Below are 15,974 nucleotides of genomic sequence, written 5' to 3'. Positions count from 1 at the left end.
TAACCCAGACACGTTGTGGCGTGAGTCACGATCCAGTCGTCCCTTTGTGTGAAGAGTCACCGGCGCCCATGCCCGCGAACGGCCTGTGACCTGGCCTTTCAAGGCGTGGAGTACGCCCGGCCGCGCGGGACGGCCCCGCTCACGGAGTCAGCCCGCTCTCCTGCGAGATCGCCTGGAACTCCGCGTAGCGACCGCCGCGGCGCAGCAGGTCGGCCGGTGTGCCCTCCTCCACCACCCTGCCCCCGTCCAGGAACACCACCCGGTCGGCGCGCTGGACGGTCCGCATGCGGTGCGCCACCATCACCACCGTGCGGCCCGCCATGAGGCGCTCGACGCCCTCCTGCACCGCCGCCTCGTTCTCCGGGTCCAGCGCCGACGTCACCTCGTCCAGCAGCACGATGGGCGCGTCCTTGAGCAGCGCCCGCGCGATCGACACCCGCTGGCGCTCACCGCCCGACAACCGCGCACCGCCCTCACCGACCTCCGTCGCCCACCCGCCCGGCAGCCGCGCCACCACCTCGTCCAACCCCGCCGCTGCCGCCGCCGCCCGCACCTCGGCCGCGCTCGCTTCGGGACGCCCGAGGCGCACGTTCTCCTCGACGGTGCCGTCGAAGAGGTAGACGTCCTGGAACACGATGGCGATCCGCGACATCAGCTCGTCCGACCCGATCGACCGCACGTCCACCCCGCCCACGCGCACCGCGCCCGCGTCCACGTCGTAGAACCGCGCGAGCAGCTGGAGCAGCGTGCTCTTCCCCGCACCCGAAGGCCCGACGACCGCCACCCGCTGCCCTTCCGGCACGGTCAGCGACACGCCGTCGAACACCACCCGCTCGCCGTGCCGGAAGCCGACGGACGCGAACTCCAGGTCGTGGCGGGTCGGCCGGACCGGCCGGCGGGGTTCCGGCAGGGGCTCGGTGCGCAGCACCGCGTCGAGCCTCGCCAGTTCGGCCCGCGCACCGCGGAGCCGGCCGCCGAGGTCCACCAGCGACAGCAACGGGTCCGCGCAGCGGGCCGCCAGCACCAGCAGCGCCACCACCTCGGCCGCGCCGACGTCACCGCCGAGCGCGAGGTGAGCGCCCAGCACCAGCAGCGCGGTGAACACCGCCTGCACCGCGACCGCCAGGCCCACCGCGCCCGGCAGCGCCGACCGCACGGCGCGGCGGGACGCCCGCTCGACCTCCCGCAGCGAGTCGTCGAGCAACCGGAAGCGCTCGGCGGTCCGCCCGCCCGCGCGCAGCACCGGCTGGGCCCGCAGGTACTCGATGACCCGCCCGGTCGCCTCGTGGTCGCGTTCGGCGCGCTCCGCGTCGGCGGCGGCCGTCGAACGTCCCGCCCAGACCTGCACCGCCACGACGACCGGCGCGCCGGCCAGCGCGGCCAACCCGAGCCGCCAGTCGAACGCCGTCATCACGGCGACGATCGTCAACGGGGTCACGCAGGCCGAGAGGAACGGCGGCAGCAGGTGCGCGATCACGCCCATCGTCTCCAGGACGCCGCGCCCGGCCAGGACGGACAGCCTGCCGACCCGGTCCGCGCTGTACCAGCCGATGGGCAGGCGGGCCAGGTGGTCGCCGAGCCGGTGGTACATGCCGCGCAGCAGCGCGGTCCCGGCGCGGAACCCGGTCAGGTCGCCGCGGTAGCGCAGGACGGCGCAGACGGCGACCGCCGCCCCGAACGCGGCCAGCCACGGCCAGGCGTCGCCGGGCGTGCTCCCGAGCAGCGCCCGCAGCACCGGGACCAGCAGCGCGCAGGCCAACCCCTCGGCCGCGGCGGCCGCCGACATCAGGGCCACGGTGCGCCGCACCGGTCGCCCGTACTCGTCACCCAGCACCCGCAGCAACATCCCGATCATCTGTGCTCCCCCTGTCCGTCGGAACCGGCCGCCGACCGGTGGACCCCCCGGAACGCGGCGAACCGCCCGCCCCGCGCCGCCAGTTCGGCGGGTGTGCCGCGCTCGACGACCACCCCGTCCTCCAGCACCACGACGGTGTCGGCGTCGGCGATCGTCTCCAGCCGGTGCGCGATGACGAGGACCGTCCGGTCGCCACCGAGGTCCGCCAGGGCGCGGCGCACCGCGCGCTCGGTCCGCGGGTCGGCGAAGGCGGTCGCCTCGTCGAGCACCAGGACGGGCGTGTCGGCGAGCAGCGCGCGGGCGATCGAGATCCGCTGCGCCTCGCCGCCCGACAGCTCGGCCTCCTCGCCGAGCACCGTGTCGTACCCGCGCGGCAGCGCGAGGACCCGGTCGTGGACGTCCGCCAGCCGGGCGGCGCGCACCACGTCGTCCCGGTCCGCGCCCGGCACCGCCAGCGCGATGTTGTCCGCGACCGACGCGCGCAGCAGGGTGGTGTCCTGGAAGACGAAGGAGACCATCCGGTGCAGCCGCCCGCCGCCGAGGTCGCGCAGGTCGACGCCGCCCAGGAGGATCGCGCCGCCGGTCGGGTCGAAGAACCGCGGCAGCAGCCGGACCAGCGTGGACTTCCCGCTCCCCGACGGACCGACGAGCGCGGTCACCGTGCCCGGTTCGAGCACCAGGTCGATGCCCCGCAGCACCTCGTGACCGGGCTCGTAGCCGAACCGGACGTCGCGCAGCTCCACCCGGTGCCCCCGCGGCGCGACCGGGCGCGCGGGTTCCGGCAGGGGCCGCACGTCGAGCACCTCCCGGATGCGGCCGAGCGCGCGCCGGGCGGCCTGCACGTCGTCGAAGCCGTGGCCGAGGGCCGCCACCGGAGCCGTCAGGCCCAGCCCGAGCAGCAGGAACGGCAGCAGGTCGACCGGCGCGAGGCCGCCGGACGTGATCAGCCAGGCGCCGCCGACCAGCACGACCAGCAGCACGAACGGCGGTGACAGCGCCAACTGCATCGCGGCGGCGGGTACCGACATGCCGTGGACCCACCGGGAGAAGACGTCGACGAAGCCGTCCGCGGCCGTGCGGAACCGGCGGTGGGCGCGCTCGCCGCCCCCGAACGCCTTCACCACCGCGATGCCCCGCACGAACTCGACGACCGAACTCGTGATCCGCCCCATCGCCGCGTCCAGCTCGCGCTGCTCGCGCAGCCGGGTCGGCGTCGTCATCAGCGGGACCACCGCCACCGCGAGCACCACCGGCGCCAGCGTGATCAGCGTCAGCCGCCAGTCGACGGTGAGCAGGTAGACCAGCGACACCAGGGGCACCGCGAACGCCGAGGCGAGTTCGCCGGGCGCGTGGGCGATGACCGGGTGCACGGCGCTGACGTCGTCGCCCACCACCGCCGCCAGCTCCCCGGTGCGCCGCCGGGAGAACCAGCCGATCGGCACGCGCCCCAGCCGTGTGGCCAACTGCCGGCGGAACGCCAGTCGCACGCGGCCGTCGAGGAGGTGCCCGACCCCGGCGGAGGCGGCCGTGAGCAGCAGCCGGACCAGCAGGCCGCCCGCGCCCGCGAGCACGGCGGACCAGACCCGGCCGTGGTCGAGCGGGCCCGGCGACAGCAGGGCCCGGCCCAGTTCGACGACCGCGAGCAGCGGCGCCAGACCCGCGACCGAGCCGACGACCTGGAGGACCACCACGGCCGCGAATCCCCCGGCGAAGGGGCGCAGCAGCCCCGGTCCTGCCGGCGGTGGTGTCGGTGCGCGCTGCTCGCCCGCCTCGGCGCGCCCGGCCGTCGTGGTCATCGTTCCCCCTTCGCCCGTCACGACCCGGTCCGTCACCCGATGAGGTGGTGCCGCAGGAACGCGGCGATCTCCGCCCGCGCGGCCTTGGCCTGCGGCACCACGCCCGGCATGCTCACGAACCCGTGCGTCGCCCCGGCGTGCTCGGTGAGGCGCGCGGGCGTGCCGGCTTCGAGCAGCCGCTCGGCGTAGCCGCGGCCCTGGTCGGCCATCGGGTCGATGGTCGGCACCACGACCAGTGCGGGCGGCAGCCCGCTCAGGTCGGCGGCGTGCAGCGGCGACATCGCGCGGGCGTCGACGCCCGGCGGCACGGCCAACCGCTGGTACAGCCGCACCTGTCCGATGTTCAGGGTCGGGCTGTTGCCGTGCCGGCGCATCGACGGGTGCTCGTACGCCTCGTCGGTCAGGTCGAGCGCGGGGTTGACCAGCACCTGCGCCCGCAGGGGCAGCCCGGCTTCCCTGGCCCGGAACGTGCCGAGCGCGGTGATCAACCCGCCGTTGCTCTCGCCGAAGACCGCGGCCCGCGCCGGGTCCACACCCCAGTCGGCGGCGTGCCGCACCACGTGCCGCAGCACGTCCCAGCCGTCGTCGACGCCCGCCGGCAGCGCGGTCCTCCGGTCCAGGAGCCGGTGCTCGACCGAGACGACGACGGCGGGCAGCCGCGCGGCGAGGTGGCTGTTCACCCAGTCGCTCTGCGCCGCCGTGCCGACGAACCCGCCGCCGTGCACGTGGAGCACGAGGGGCAGGTCGACGCGCCCGCCGCCGCGCTCCGGCGTCGGCCGGTACACCCGGACGCGGACCCGGCGGTCGGGCAGCACGACGTCCTGCCACGACCTGACCGCGCCGCGGTCCGGGCACCCGGTGATCACCCGCACGACGCGGGACGACCGCTTGCGGTTCTGCGCCGCGCTGAAGGCGGCCAGCTCCTCGTCGGTCATCGACACCCAGTCCGGCTCCCCCTGGCCCAGCGCCCGGAGCAGGCGGATTCCCAGCGGTGGACGTTCGGTGCTCAGCACGGCGTTCATGCCCCTCCTCGACCGGACAAATTTCGCTACCGATAGTAGCGCTACCGATGGTAGCGCAATTGCTATCGTGGGGCCATGACGCCGACGACCCCCTCCGGACGACCGCCGGGACGACCGCGCGCCGGCATCGACGCCGCGGTCTTCGCCGCGACGCTCCGCACGGCGCACGAACTCGGCTACGCGGGCGCGACGATGGACCGCATCGCGGCGGCGGCGGGTGTCGCGAAGACGACGATCTACCGCCGGTGGGAGTCCAAGGGCGCGCTGATCGTGGACTGCCTCCTCGACACGTTCGGCCCGCTGCCGCTGGAGGGCGACGACCCCGCCGAAATCCTGTCCTCGGTCATCCGCTGGGGCGCGGCCAAGATCGCCGAGCCGGGCGTCGCCGCGGCGTTCGCGGGCGTGTTCGTGGACGCGGTCAGCGACCCGGCCCTGCGCGAGGTGCTGTCCACGCGGTTCCAGGCCCCGTACCTGCGCGCGCTCCAGGACGTGCTGGGCGAGCCCGAACACCGGGTGCTGCTCTTCATCGACGTCGTCGTCGGGACCCTGCTCCACCGCATGGGCATCACCGGCGCGCCGATGGTCGACGCCGACGTCACGGCGTTGACCGAGATGATCGTGCGCCAGTTCACCGCCCACGCCGACCCGCCCTGAACCCGCCGCCGGACGGGGTGGCCGGGCACACCGGAAATCTCCGACGGCCGGTGTCGATTCGGACGGTCCCCGTTCGACGCACTGATGACAGCACGCAAGACCGACCGAGGAGCACGAAACCGATGCGCACCCTGATCTCCACCGCGTTCATCTCGCTCGACGGCGTTGTGGAGGCGCCCGGCGGCGAACCGGGTTACCGCAACTCGGGCTGGACGTTCCAGGACGTCGAGTTCGACGCGGACGCCTACGAGATCAAGGGCCGCGAGCAGGACGAGGCCACCGCGCTGCTGCTGGGCCGGGTGAGCTACCAGGCGTTCTCGCCGGTGTGGCCGGGCATGGTGGAGGAGTTCGCCGGCTACAACGCGATGCCCAAGTACGTCGTGTCGACCACCCTCCGGGAGCAGGACCTGGTGTCGAACTGGGGCGACACCACCATCCTGCGCTCCCTGGACGACGTCGCGGCGCTCAAGGAGACCGAGGGCGGTCCGATCAGCGTCCACGGCAGCGCCACCCTGAACCGCGGCCTGTCCGACGCCGGCCTGGTGGACCGCTACCACCTGCTCGTGTTCCCGGTGCTGCTCGGCGCGGGCAAGCGGATGTTCGGCTCGGCCGACAAGGACAGGCAGAACCTGGAGCTCGTCGAGAGCGAGTCCTACTCGAACGGCATCCAGAAGCTGGTCTACGACGTGGTCCGCTGACGCGCACGGGCCCGCCCGACCGGTCGGGCCCTCCCGGCGCGCTACCGGCAGGCGACGCCGTCGCGGGCCGACGGGCTGCCGGACACCGTCTCGGTGCTCCGGACGCCGGACCCGACCGCCGCCGCGAGGGCGATCGCCGCGACCACCGCCACCGCGATCCACCACGGACGCCGCCGGCCCGACCCGCGCCACGACGACACCGCGAATCCCGTTGCGCCCGAAGGGATCGGGGCGTCGCCGTCGCGCGGCAGCCGCAGGCTCACCTCCGTGCCCTGCACGCCCGCCCGGAGCAGGGCGACGCACCCGGCACGCGCACCCCCCGCGCTCAACCGCGCCAGCACGGGCGCGTACCGCTGCGACACCGCGTGCGTCAACTCGCCCACGCGCAGCCCGTCCAGGCGCACCTCGATCACCCGGCCGCCGGCGGTCCAGGCGAGTTCGACCACCTCGGTCCGCGGCATCCCCGGCGCCACCGGGTAGCGGGACAACTCCGCCTGGTGGTCCTCGTCGCGGGTCACCGGGACGGTCGTCTCGGCGGGGAGCAGCACCACACCTGCGGACACGTTGTCGGTCAAGACGGGCTCCAGACGCTCGCGGACGCGTTGCCCCGGCATCGGTGGAACCCGGTGCCCGCGTTACCGACCGACCGGCGTCCCGAGCAACGACAACCGGCTGACGGTCCGGTCCACGTCGAGCGGCAGCGCCGCGTCGCGCAGGACCCGCTCCAGCGGCGCGTCGGCGACCAGCGTGAGGCGGACGTCGCGGTCGCACAGGACGTCCACCACGTTCGCGAACCGCTGCGCCGCGTCCTTCGACCTCGGGCCGAGCACCGGCAGGCCGGAGATCACCCAGTGGGAGAACGACTCCGCGAGCACGAGGTAGTCCACTGTGGACGTCGGTGTGGCGCAGAGGCGGTGGAAGTCGAACCACACCAGGCCGTCGCGCACGGCGTCGGCGGTGAGCCGCCGCCCGTTGACCGCCAGCTCGACGGCCTCGCCGGGGGCGGGCGGCGTCAGCCCGACCTCGCGCAGCCCGTCCTCCCCGCCGGGCCACAGGTAGTGGCCGCGCTCGAACTCCGACCGCGGCACGTCCGCGCCGACCGTCCGGTAGTCCCGCTCGCCCGTCAGCTCCACGACGTCCAGCTCGGCGGTGAGCAGGGCGATCGCGGGTTCGAACAGGTGGTGGTACATCGGGTCGGGCAGCAGCCGCTCCGGCGGGTGGTTGGACGTCGTCAGCAGCACGACACCCCGCCGGAACAACGAGGTCAGCAGCCGGGACAGCAGCATCGCGTCGCCCGGGTCGTGCACGTGGAACTCGTCGAAGCACAGGAAGCGGACGCCGCCGAGCAGCTCGTCCACCGCCCGGTCGACCGCGTCGGCCTCGGCGAGGTGGCGCGCGCAAGCGGCGTGGAACCGCCGGAAGAAGTCGTGGAAGTGCAGCCTGCGCTTGGACTCCAGGGGGAGGCCCTGGAAGAACGTCGTGGTCAGCCAGGTCTTGCCGCGCCCGACCGGGCCCCAGAGGTACACGCCGCGCGCCGGCCGGCGGCGGGTCAGCTCGCGGCCCAGGGCGGCCAGGCGGTCGGCCACCGCGCGCTGGGCGGGGTCCAGGGCGAAGCCCGCCCGCCGGGCCGCGCGGTCGAAGTCGGTGCTCAACGTTCCCCCGGTGTCCTCACCGCGAGCATCGCAAGCGGCGGGCGGCGTTGTCGAACCACCGTGAGGGTTCTCACCACGCCGGGAAGGCCCCCGACAGGTCGGGGGCCTTCCGGAGACGGGGCACGCGCGGGACGCCGGGACTGCTGCCGAAGGCAGGGTTGGGCGCGATCGGTAACCGGGCCGCGCGGCGTTGTTCGGGTCAGCCGACCCGCCACAGGGCGGGCACGTTCGGCGGCTCCCAGCCGGGCTGGGCGGTGTGGGACTGGGTGCAGACGTAGGTCACGCCGCCGTAGGTGACCGTGGTGCCCGGCGCGTACTGCGTGCCGATCGTCCAGGTGCCGCCGGGGGGAACCGTGGTCGGGCCGGTCGGGCTGGTGGAGGTCGGGTTGGAGGTGGAGGTGGGCGTCTGCCGCACGTTCAGCACGAAGTCGTACTCGCCGATCCGCGTCGTGCCGTTGTTCGACATCGTCATCAGCAGGCGCGGGTCGTAGATCGTGTCCGTGTTGTTGCGCGGCTCGTTCGGGAAGTACAGCTGCGTGGTGAGGATCCGGCCGCCGGGCGCCTGGACCTTCACGTGGATGTGCCGCGTGCGGCCCGGGTACAGGCCGGGGACGATCGTGCTCAGCGTGAACTTGCCCTGGGCGTCGGTGAACTGGTGCCCGCGGAACTTGAAGCCGCGGTTGTCGTAGACGCCGTTGTTGTCCGCCTGCCAGAAGTCCAGCAGGGCGTTGGCGATCGGCCGGCAGGCCAGGCCGAACACGTAGCCGGTGACGGTGAGGCGGGTGCCGACGGTGCCCGGCTCCACCAGCGACGTGCGCTGGGGCGAGTTCGGCTTGAAGTACGGGCCCTCGGTCTGCGCCGGCGTCGGGTCGTCGCCGTCGTCGCACTCCGGGGTCAGTTCCAGCGTTCCGCCGGTGCTGGGCACGGTGCGGGCCAGCGCGGGAACACCCATCAGCGCGGCGGGCACGGCCACACCCGCGGCCAGTGCCGCGCGCAGGACCGGCCTGCGGCTGATGCTGCGGGAATCGGTGGATTCCTCGTTGGTGCTGTGGTCGCCGTCCATGGGCGTGTCCATGACTGCTCCTCGTGGGGGTGGCGGTCTCGGGAATTCATAACGAACCTATGGAGACCCCCTGGCGCGGACGATGGACTGGGGCGGTTGGTCGTGGTGTATCTCGCGGGCGGTCATAACTGTGAACGCCGTCACCCTGTGGCAAGCGCCGGATGTCACCCGTGCGGCGGAAGTCGCCAGGGCTGACCCCTGTTTCACGTCGGAAGAACCGGCAGAAGTAGGCGGGGTCGGCGAACCCGACGCGGGCCGCGATCTGCCGAACCGTCAGGTCTGTCCGGGCCAGCAGCCGTTTCGCCTCGCTGGCCCGCGCTTCGCGGACCAGTTCCGACGGCGTGCGCCCGGTCGCCGCCTTGACCGCCTCGGTGAGGTAGCCGGGCGTGACGCCGATGCGCTCCGCGTAGGCGCGCACCGACCACAGGTCCACGTCCGGCCGGCCGGCGAGGCGCGCGAACTCCTCGGCCACCGCGCCGGTCCGGGCGGGCGGCGCGGCGGCCGGGGTCTCCGGCAGCCGCGCCGCGCGCACGATCAGCACGTGCAGCAGGGAGCGCAGCACGCTCTCGACGCCGACCTCCCGCGCCCGGTACTCCACGTCGAGTTCGGCGATCAGGCCGGACAGGCTCGCGTGGGTGGCGTCGTCCAGGGTCAGCCAGGGCCGCTCGCTCAGCCTGCGCAGCAGGTCCCGGTCCGCGGGGTGGTCGATCAGGAAGTCGTCCGTGAACAGGACGACGAAGCCCTCCAGGTCCCGCGTGTCGACCCAGTGGTGCACCTGGCCCGGCGCGATGACGCACAGGTGGGGCGGGCTCAACTCCCAGCGGGCCAGGTCGACGACGTGGGTGCCGGTCCCGCCCGTGACGTACACGATCTCGTGAAACGTGTGCCGGTGCGGGAAGTTCGCGCGGGACATCGGGCCGATCGCCTCGAACGTGCCGATCGCGAACGGCAGCGCGTTGGGCATCGGCACCTCCAACCGGTGCATCGGCAGTTCACCCACGCGCGGTGTCTGACAGGGCGTGCCCGGTAACACGGTTGTGCCACGCATCGTCGCCATCCTTTCGCACCCGGACCGGAGGTCCAGACCAATCATTGGTAAAGCCACGATGGCATGACCGGAGCCCGTGGGGAACAGAACGTGGCCACGAGGTGACGTGGAGTCCCCGACGCGTCCGACGGGTGGACGACCCACCGGCCACGCCCCGCCCCCGCGCCGACTCCGGGCCACCGCCGCCCACATCGGCCCGGCCCGCAACCCGGACCCCGGCCCGCGACGCGGACCAGCGACCCGGACCACGACGCGGACCCGCGTCCGGGCCCGGACCGCGCCGAGCCGGGCCGGGGCGGTGTTCAGCAGTTGCGCAGCCTGCGCCTCAGCTCCTCCACCAACTCCTCGTCGCCGAGCAGCGCCGGGTCCGGCCGCACCTCGCGCAGCGCCGCCTCCTCCCGGCTGATCACCCCCGCCGCGACCATCGCCTCCAGCGGGCTCACCCCGAACAGCGCGGCGACGGCCCGCGCGGAGTCGACGGACGCCTTGCCGCCCCGCTTCCAGTCGGTCAGGCGACTCCGGTCGACCCGCGCGCCACGGGCCAGCTCGCCGGTGGACATGCCCCGCGCCCGGAGGTTGGCCTGGAGGTAGTCCCACCAGCCCGAGGAAGTGTTCTCGTCATCGGTCATGCCGCCACATGTTAGTCGCGTGCACACAACGTTCGCAATGCACACCCACCACGCCTGACCTCGCAGTTTATACGCAACACAGGTTGCGTGCGCACAACATCCACCGTCCGGACTAGTGTTCTGCGTACGCAACATGACGTTCCGGGCGCACAACAGACGACGCGAGGTGGCCATGCCGAAGACGATCAGGCTCCGCACCGCGGCCTTCGCCAAGGCCGCGCTCCTGGCGGGCTACCCCTCGGACTACGCGCTGGCCAAGGCGATGGGGGTGAACCGGTCGACGGTGGCCCGCGTGCTCAACGGCGAGCTGCGCCCCGGTCCCGCGTTCATCGGCGGCGCGCTCACCGCACTCGCGCCGATGCAGTTCGAGGACCTCTTCGAGGTGGTCGCCGCGGGCGCCGGGGACGACTGAACGCCACCCGGCAGACCGACGCTTTGGCGGTTCCCGGAATCACCCGATTGATTGACACTAATGATCAACAGAGATGGATGGGCGGCGCGCCCCGATGTGACCAGTGGCCCACGCACGACGGCCGATCGGAGCCGGGCCGGCGGACCGGGAAGGACGGCGGCAGGTGAGCGACCAGGCCAAGCAGTTGCTGCGGGTCGTGCGGCGCGCCCTCGGCCACGACACCGGGGAGCCCGGCCCGGCCGACACCGCCGACGTGCGCCGCTGGTTCGCCGAACGGCTCGACGACGTGGTCGCGGCGGTGCTGGAGGCCGACGGGACCGCCGTCGCGCTGTTCACCGACGTGTGGGCGGCCCTGCCGCCGGACGCCGACGAGACCTGGTGCCGCCGGCTCTACGACTGCGCGGCGCCGCTGGCCGCCGCGCTGCCCACGTCGCGGTCGCTGGCGGCGGCGTTCCGGGCGGGCGCGGAGGCGCTGCGGGCACACGGGCTCCACCGGCTCGCCGCCGCGCTCGGGATGCGGGAACTGGCCATCCGGCGGCTGCTGGACGAGCCGGAACCGATCGTGGACGCGCTGGCCGCCCTGTCCGCCACCTACCGCGCGCAGGGCCGCCTGCACCGGGTCATCGGGTGCGCGGACGAGGCGCTGGAGCTGAACATCGTGCACGAGCGGCCGGCCGGCATCGCGCGCTCGCTCGCCCACCTGGGCGCGCTGATGATCGAGGCGGGCAGGCTCGACACGGCGGTCAACTACCTGACCCGCGCGGACCGGGTGTTCGAGGGCCTGCCGCCGGACCCGGACCGGGCGCGGGCGCGGGTGCTGCTGGCCCGCGCCCTGTGGCTGTCCGGTGACGAGGCCGCCGCGCGCCGCCGATTGCAGCGCGCGCTGCCCGACCTCTCCGGCGACGACGCGGTGGAGGCTCGCCGGCTGCTCGACCTGCCGCCGGGCGTGCCGCCGACCGGCGACCCGGAACCGACCGGGGACGACCGGGCGGCCGACCTCCCGGAGCCGGCCGAAGACCCCGGACCCGCGGCCGACCGCGAACCCACCGACGACCCGGAACCGCTCGCCGACCAGGGACCGCTCGCCGACCAGGGACCCGCCGAGGACCGGGAGCCGGCCGAGAACCCGGACCCGGCGGCCGGCCCGAGCGCGGCACCGGGCCGGGACCACCCTGGCCGGCGACCCGACGGCTGATCCCACCGGGACCACGGACGAGGCGTGCCGGACGGGCCGTGGCCGGTGCCGGGGGCGATCACGGCAGGGCGGTGGTGTCCGGGTCGTCGGCCAGCAGGCGCAGCACGTCGCGGCAGACGAACACCCGTCGGTAGTCGCGGAAGTCCCACGGCACGAGGACGCGGCGCTCGACCAGCCGCCGGGTGAGGTCGGTGGCGGCCTTCATGGTCACCCCGTGCCGGTCGCGCACGGCCCGGTGGTCGACCACCGGGAAGCCGATCAACGCGGCGGCGACCTCCGGCAGCTTCCCCGTCCGCGGCAGCAGCCGGGCGTACCGCTCGGCCAGCTCCTCCAGGTGGCCGACCAGCCGCAGCTGCGCCAGCGCCTGATCCCGGACGGCGCGCGCGAAGAACCCGACCCAGTCGTGGACCCGCCCGGTGTCGACCACCGCGCGGATGCGCTCCTCGTACTCGGGCAGGGTGTCGTCCAGCCACACCGACAGCGGCAGCACCTGGTCGCGCAACAGGCCGCACCGCACCATCTCCAGCATCGAGAACACCCGCGCCACGTGCCCGTTCGCGGTGGGGAACGGTTGCAGCACCTCAAGCTGGTAGTGGGCCAGCGCGATCTTGGCCAGCCTCGGCTGCTCGTCCTCCTCGCGCACCCACGTCGACCACTGCTCCAGCTGCGCCACGAGGTGCGCGCCGGTCGCGGTCAGCAGGTAGGGGCGGTCGGGGCGGACGCCGAGCACACCGGGCTCGCGGCGCAGCAGGTCGCGCAGGCCGAGGCCGGGCCGCCCGGTCATGATCGCCGTCATCTCCCCGACCAGCCCGGCGTCGACCACCGCGCCGCGCCGGACGCGGTCGAGGCCGTGGTCGTAGGCCGACAGGTAGGGCGAGAGCAGCTGCTCCGGCGCGGACCGGTCCACCGGCGGGTCGCCCCGGCCGGCGAGGAGGTCCGCCGCGAGCGCTTCCCGCAGGCCGATCAGCACGCCGGTCAGGCCGGCCGACGCCTGCGCGTCCCGCACCTGGGTGGCGCGGACCAGCCCGGACCGCACGCGCAGCCGCGCGGCGGCCTCGTCGAGTCGGCCGAGGGCGTGCTCGGCCTCGGCGACGAGCCGGTGGGTGGCCGCGGGCAGCGGCAGGTCCGACGGCAGCGGCGGTGGCAGGTAGGCGCCTTCGCGCAGGAGCGCCTCGGGGATGCCGGGTAGGCGGGGTACCGGTGCCCACTGCCCTGCTGGCAGGGGAGGGACGTTCATGGGGAGCAGCATCCACCAGGTGAAGTAAATGCGCAATGCACTTCACCTGCATATACCGATCAAAGGCGGGAATTCACCGAATCGCTCGGGACGCGCGGTATGGACCATTCCCCGTCACCCGGTCGACAGGCCGGTGACCACCGGTTGCGCCGGCCGGTGAGGACCCCGCACATCTGCGGCCATCGCCGCGAGGGGCCGTTATTCCACAGCGCGCCGCGTTTTTCCGGGCGGCGGCGCATTGCCGGGGCGGACGGGCGCCGGCAGGCCGGGCGGACGGGCCTCCCGGTCGTGCGCATCGGCCTGGTGGCGACGACGGCGCCCCGCGCCGACCGGCAGGCGGCGGGCCGACCGGACTCGGCCATGCCGGGCAGTCATTCCTGCCAGGGGCCACCCCGACAATTCGGCCGGCTCCTTTCGATCGATTATCCGGGCTGCGGCGAGCAGGGTAACCAGAACCGCGCCAACGCCTTTACCGGGTACTCCACCGGCAGTCTTTTAAACTGTTACGCGGCTACGTGACACAGCTCACAGGAGATCTCGCGCGTGACAGTTACCAGCGCCTTCACGGATACCGGTACCCGGACCCGCAGCAAGGTATTCACAGTCGACGAGAATGACCCGTGAAACGCCGGTAATCCGCTGTTAACGTCACTCCAGGCGCTGCGACATGGCGTCGACCCGGTCGAATCCGACATTCTGGGAGAACCGACATGAGCAAGCTCGCGCGGGTCCTGACCACCACCCTGGCCGCCGCGGCGGCGTCGTTCGCGTTCACCGCTGGTGCCGCGCAGGCGACGCCCGAGCCCGACGTCTACCTGTACACGGGCACCCTGGCGCACTGCACCGACACCGGTGAGCACGGTGTCGACGGCGGCGTGTTCTCGGATTACACGTGCCGCAACGGCGTGGCCGGTTACAGCGTGCTGGTGGAGCCGACCTACGGCTCCTTCACCGACGTCGACCTCAACACCTTCGACGGACCGGACGGGCAGACCAACTGCCAGTTCGCCGGAAACAACGGCCGGAACGAAGGCGTGTGGAGCTCCTACACGTGCCAGCTGGGGATCGTGGGCTGGATCCTGATCGTCAGCAACTGATCGTCAGCGACCGAACGGGATGACCGCGCCCCGGACGCCGCTCGCGTCCGGGGCGCCGACCCTGAATCGAACACGTGTTCGATGTGTCCACAACTGTGGACAACCCCTGTGGACAACTCAGGTCGCGGCGGCCAGCAGCTCGTCCACCGACCACTGGTCATCGGCGTGGACGCCGCGCTTCTCGGCGATCAGCCGGCCGTCCGGCGCGATGAGAAAGTCCGCGGGCAGGCCCAGCCGGCCACCGGACGGCGTCGGCAGCGGGCGGCGGCCCCGGATCGCGGGGACGAGGTCCCGCGCCAGCCCGCGCACGATCGCTCCCCAGGCTCGGGGGTCGAGCAGGGCGCGCGGCGCAGACTCGACGCCGAACTCGGCGTAGAGGCGCTTCTCCGGGTCGCCGATGACGGCGAACGGCAGGTCGCGGACGTGCGGCAGCAGCTCGGCGGCCGACGAGTGGAACACGACGACCTCGGTGATGCCCCGCGCCCGGATCTCGTCGTGCCGCGCGACGATCGTCCGCAGGTGCAGGTTGCACACCGGGCAGCCGGCGAACCGGCGGAACTGGAGGTGCACCAGGCGTTCCGGGTCGGGCACCCGCACCACGCCACCCTGGACCGCCTCCCACTCGCGTACCTCGATCACATCATCCCCCTCGTAAGCGTGCGCTGTACGCTCACCACGCTATGAGCGTATGGCGTACGCTGTCAAGCGCCATGCCACGACCCAGATCCCTCACCCAGAACGACCTCGCCGTCGCCGCGCTCGCCGTGATCGACCGCGAAGGTCTGCCCGCCCTGTCCATGCGCGCGGTAGCGCAGGAACTCGGGATGGGCACCATGTCGCTGTACCGGTACGTCACCGACCGGACCGAACTGGAAGCGCTGGTCCTCGACCTCGTGCTGTCCGCGGTGGACACCGGCCCGCCCGACGCGCCGTGGCCCGACCAGGTCGCGGCGCTGTTCGTGCGGGTCCGGGACGCCGTCGCGGCACACCCGGCCGCCGTGCCGCTGACGATGACCCACCGCCACCGCTGTCCCGCGCTGCTGCGCTGGACGGAAGCGGTGCTGGAGGTGCTGACCGCGGCCGGCTTCACCGGCACGCGGCGGGTCGTCGCGCTGCGCTCGCTGCTCGGCTACCTCATCGGCGCGCTGCAACTGGAGCACTTCGGCCCGCTGTCCGGGCCGGGAACGGAGGTGATGGCGGAGCAGACCGAGTACCCGCTGCTCGCGGACACCGCGTCGACCGCGCGGAGGTTGGCCGACGCCGAGTTCCGCCACGGCTTGAGCGTCGTGCTGCGCGGCTTGGCGGCGGACTGACCGACACCGGAACCCGCCACGCGAGGCATCCCGTCATCCGCTTCCGCTGTGGACGAACGATGCGGAGCGGGTCGCCCGGACCGGGAGCGTGCCGCCGCAGCCGACCCGGTCGGCATCGACACGGCTGAGACCCCGGCCGACGACGGGAGCCACCACGGCCCGGAGATGTCACCCGGCCCGCTCCGCCCGGTCGTGGTCTCGACCAGCCGGTCGACGCACGGCCCGGTCGACGCACGGCCCGGTCGACGCACGGCCCGGTCGACGCACGGCCCGGTCGACGCACGGCCCGGTCGACGCACGGCC

The 15,974-nt window shown here is 73.6% G+C and carries 16 protein-coding genes; 6 read left to right on the top strand and 10 right to left on the bottom strand.

All coding sequences use genetic code 11. The annotated features are described in order from the left end of the window. Nucleotides 1-139: 139 nt before the first annotated feature. Genes C8E97_RS04625 through C8E97_RS04615 form a run of 3 tightly spaced genes read right to left on the bottom strand, consistent with a single transcriptional unit; the run spans nucleotide 140 to nucleotide 4,673 of the window. On the bottom strand, nucleotides 140-1,855 hold the full coding sequence (locus C8E97_RS04625) for an ABC transporter ATP-binding protein (protein ID WP_121001962.1): 1,716 nt from the start codon (nucleotides 1,853-1,855) through the stop codon (nucleotides 140-142). Next, nucleotides 1,852-3,651 (bottom strand): ABC transporter ATP-binding protein, encoded by a 1,800-nt coding sequence (locus C8E97_RS04620; protein WP_121010761.1) that lies wholly within the window; start codon nucleotides 3,649-3,651, stop codon nucleotides 1,852-1,854. The genes C8E97_RS04625 and C8E97_RS04620 overlap by 4 nt, the downstream gene beginning before the upstream one ends. Nucleotides 3,652-3,683: 32 nt before the next feature. Continuing rightward, nucleotides 3,684-4,673, bottom strand: a complete 990-nt coding sequence (locus tag C8E97_RS04615; RefSeq protein ID WP_121001960.1) for an alpha/beta hydrolase — start codon at nucleotides 4,671-4,673, stop codon at nucleotides 3,684-3,686. A gap of 75 nt (nucleotides 4,674-4,748) precedes the next feature. Here C8E97_RS04615 and C8E97_RS04610 point away from each other — a divergent pair, with 75 nt between their 5' ends. Both C8E97_RS04610 and C8E97_RS04605 read left to right on the top strand, forming a co-directional pair. Next, the gene (locus tag C8E97_RS04610) at nucleotides 4,749-5,327 is read left to right on the top strand and encodes a TetR/AcrR family transcriptional regulator (protein WP_121001958.1); all 579 of its coding nucleotides are present in this window, start codon (nucleotides 4,749-4,751) and stop codon (nucleotides 5,325-5,327) included. 122 nt (nucleotides 5,328-5,449) lie between these two features. Beyond that, on the top strand, nucleotides 5,450-6,025 hold the full coding sequence (locus tag C8E97_RS04605; protein ID WP_121001956.1) for a dihydrofolate reductase family protein: 576 nt from the start codon (nucleotides 5,450-5,452) through the stop codon (nucleotides 6,023-6,025). Between the two features lie 41 nt (nucleotides 6,026-6,066). On the opposite strand, the gene C8E97_RS04600 is transcribed toward C8E97_RS04605, so the two are convergent. From C8E97_RS04600 to C8E97_RS04580, 5 genes are all read right to left on the bottom strand, one after another. After that, the gene (locus C8E97_RS04600) at nucleotides 6,067-6,600 is read right to left on the bottom strand and encodes a hypothetical protein (RefSeq protein ID WP_121001954.1); all 534 of its coding nucleotides are present in this window, start codon (nucleotides 6,598-6,600) and stop codon (nucleotides 6,067-6,069) included. A 60-nt stretch (nucleotides 6,601-6,660) separates the two neighbouring features. Then, nucleotides 6,661-7,677, bottom strand: a complete 1,017-nt coding sequence (gene zapE / locus C8E97_RS04595) for a cell division protein ZapE (protein WP_121001951.1) — start codon at nucleotides 7,675-7,677, stop codon at nucleotides 6,661-6,663. Between the two features lie 199 nt (nucleotides 7,678-7,876). Continuing rightward, nucleotides 7,877-8,740 carry a dioxygenase family protein gene (locus tag C8E97_RS04590; protein WP_425470657.1) on the bottom strand — a complete coding sequence of 288 codons (864 nt, stop codon included), beginning with the start codon at nucleotides 8,738-8,740 and terminating at the stop codon, nucleotides 7,877-7,879. Between the two features lie 46 nt (nucleotides 8,741-8,786). Further along, nucleotides 8,787-9,788, bottom strand: coding sequence for an AraC family transcriptional regulator (locus C8E97_RS04585; protein ID WP_121010758.1), 1,002 nt, complete (start codon nucleotides 9,786-9,788; stop codon nucleotides 8,787-8,789). Nucleotides 9,789-10,090: 302 nt separating this feature from the next. Beyond that, nucleotides 10,091-10,417, bottom strand: coding sequence for a helix-turn-helix domain-containing protein (locus C8E97_RS04580; RefSeq protein WP_121001947.1), 327 nt, complete (start codon nucleotides 10,415-10,417; stop codon nucleotides 10,091-10,093). A gap of 172 nt (nucleotides 10,418-10,589) precedes the next feature. Between C8E97_RS04580 and C8E97_RS04575 the strand changes: the two genes are divergently transcribed. Both C8E97_RS04575 and C8E97_RS04570 read left to right on the top strand, forming a co-directional pair. Beyond that, entirely contained in the window at nucleotides 10,590-10,829 is a 240-nt protein-coding gene (locus C8E97_RS04575) for a helix-turn-helix domain-containing protein (RefSeq protein WP_121010755.1), read from the top strand. Between the two features lie 163 nt (nucleotides 10,830-10,992). After that, nucleotides 10,993-12,024, top strand: a complete 1,032-nt coding sequence (locus C8E97_RS04570; RefSeq protein ID WP_121001945.1) for a tetratricopeptide repeat protein — start codon at nucleotides 10,993-10,995, stop codon at nucleotides 12,022-12,024. Between the two features lie 58 nt (nucleotides 12,025-12,082). Here the strand turns inward: C8E97_RS04570 and C8E97_RS04565 are convergent, their stop codons facing one another. Beyond that, nucleotides 12,083-13,261 (bottom strand): Fic family protein, encoded by a 1,179-nt coding sequence (locus C8E97_RS04565; RefSeq protein WP_121001943.1) that lies wholly within the window; start codon nucleotides 13,259-13,261, stop codon nucleotides 12,083-12,085. A 710-nt stretch (nucleotides 13,262-13,971) separates the two neighbouring features. On the opposite strand from C8E97_RS04565, the gene C8E97_RS04560 reads away from it, so the two are divergent. Beyond that, a complete protein-coding gene (locus tag C8E97_RS04560; RefSeq protein ID WP_121001941.1) occupies nucleotides 13,972-14,358 on the top strand; it encodes a hypothetical protein in 387 nt (128 codons plus the stop codon). A gap of 117 nt (nucleotides 14,359-14,475) precedes the next feature. Here the strand turns inward: C8E97_RS04560 and C8E97_RS04555 are convergent, their stop codons facing one another. Next, nucleotides 14,476-14,997, bottom strand: coding sequence for a peroxiredoxin-like family protein (locus tag C8E97_RS04555; RefSeq protein ID WP_121001939.1), 522 nt, complete (start codon nucleotides 14,995-14,997; stop codon nucleotides 14,476-14,478). 71 nt (nucleotides 14,998-15,068) lie between these two features. Here C8E97_RS04555 and C8E97_RS04550 point away from each other — a divergent pair, with 71 nt between their 5' ends. Continuing rightward, on the top strand, nucleotides 15,069-15,671 hold the full coding sequence (locus C8E97_RS04550; RefSeq protein WP_121001937.1) for a TetR/AcrR family transcriptional regulator: 603 nt from the start codon (nucleotides 15,069-15,071) through the stop codon (nucleotides 15,669-15,671). The last annotated feature ends 303 nt before the right edge of the window (nucleotides 15,672-15,974 follow it).

Origin of the sequence: Saccharothrix australiensis (genome assembly GCF_003634935.1) — a bacterium.
Taxonomy (GTDB): domain Bacteria; phylum Actinomycetota; class Actinomycetes; order Mycobacteriales; family Pseudonocardiaceae; genus Actinosynnema; species Actinosynnema australiense.
The sequence above is the reverse complement of the archived record's forward strand: the minus strand, read 5'-3'. Positions and strand labels throughout refer to the sequence as shown.

What these genes read in the sequence shown, in the direction of transcription:
- C8E97_RS04625 (WP_121001962.1), bottom strand. Translation starts at nt 1,855, where the DNA reads ATGATCGGGATGTTGCTGCGGGTGCTGGGTGACGAGTACGGGCGACCG.
- C8E97_RS04620 (WP_121010761.1), bottom strand. Translation starts at nt 3,651, where the DNA reads ATGACCACGACGGCCGGGCGCGCCGAGGCGGGCGAGCAGCGCGCACCG.
- C8E97_RS04615 (WP_121001960.1), bottom strand. Translation starts at nt 4,673, where the DNA reads ATGAACGCCGTGCTGAGCACCGAACGTCCACCGCTGGGAATCCGCCTG.
- C8E97_RS04610 (WP_121001958.1), top strand. Translation starts at nt 4,749, where the DNA reads ATGACGCCGACGACCCCCTCCGGACGACCGCCGGGACGACCGCGCGCC.
- C8E97_RS04605 (WP_121001956.1), top strand. Translation starts at nt 5,450, where the DNA reads ATGCGCACCCTGATCTCCACCGCGTTCATCTCGCTCGACGGCGTTGTG.
- C8E97_RS04590 (WP_425470657.1), bottom strand. Translation starts at nt 8,740, where the DNA reads ATGGACGGCGACCACAGCACCAACGAGGAATCCACCGATTCCCGCAGC.
- C8E97_RS04585 (WP_121010758.1), bottom strand. Translation starts at nt 9,788, where the DNA reads ATGCGTGGCACAACCGTGTTACCGGGCACGCCCTGTCAGACACCGCGC.
- C8E97_RS04580 (WP_121001947.1), bottom strand. Translation starts at nt 10,417, where the DNA reads ATGACCGATGACGAGAACACTTCCTCGGGCTGGTGGGACTACCTCCAG.
- C8E97_RS04575 (WP_121010755.1), top strand. Translation starts at nt 10,590, where the DNA reads ATGCCGAAGACGATCAGGCTCCGCACCGCGGCCTTCGCCAAGGCCGCG.
- C8E97_RS04565 (WP_121001943.1), bottom strand. Translation starts at nt 13,261, where the DNA reads ATGAACGTCCCTCCCCTGCCAGCAGGGCAGTGGGCACCGGTACCCCGC.
- C8E97_RS04560 (WP_121001941.1), top strand. Translation starts at nt 13,972, where the DNA reads ATGAGCAAGCTCGCGCGGGTCCTGACCACCACCCTGGCCGCCGCGGCG.
- C8E97_RS04550 (WP_121001937.1), top strand. Translation starts at nt 15,069, where the DNA reads ATGCCACGACCCAGATCCCTCACCCAGAACGACCTCGCCGTCGCCGCG.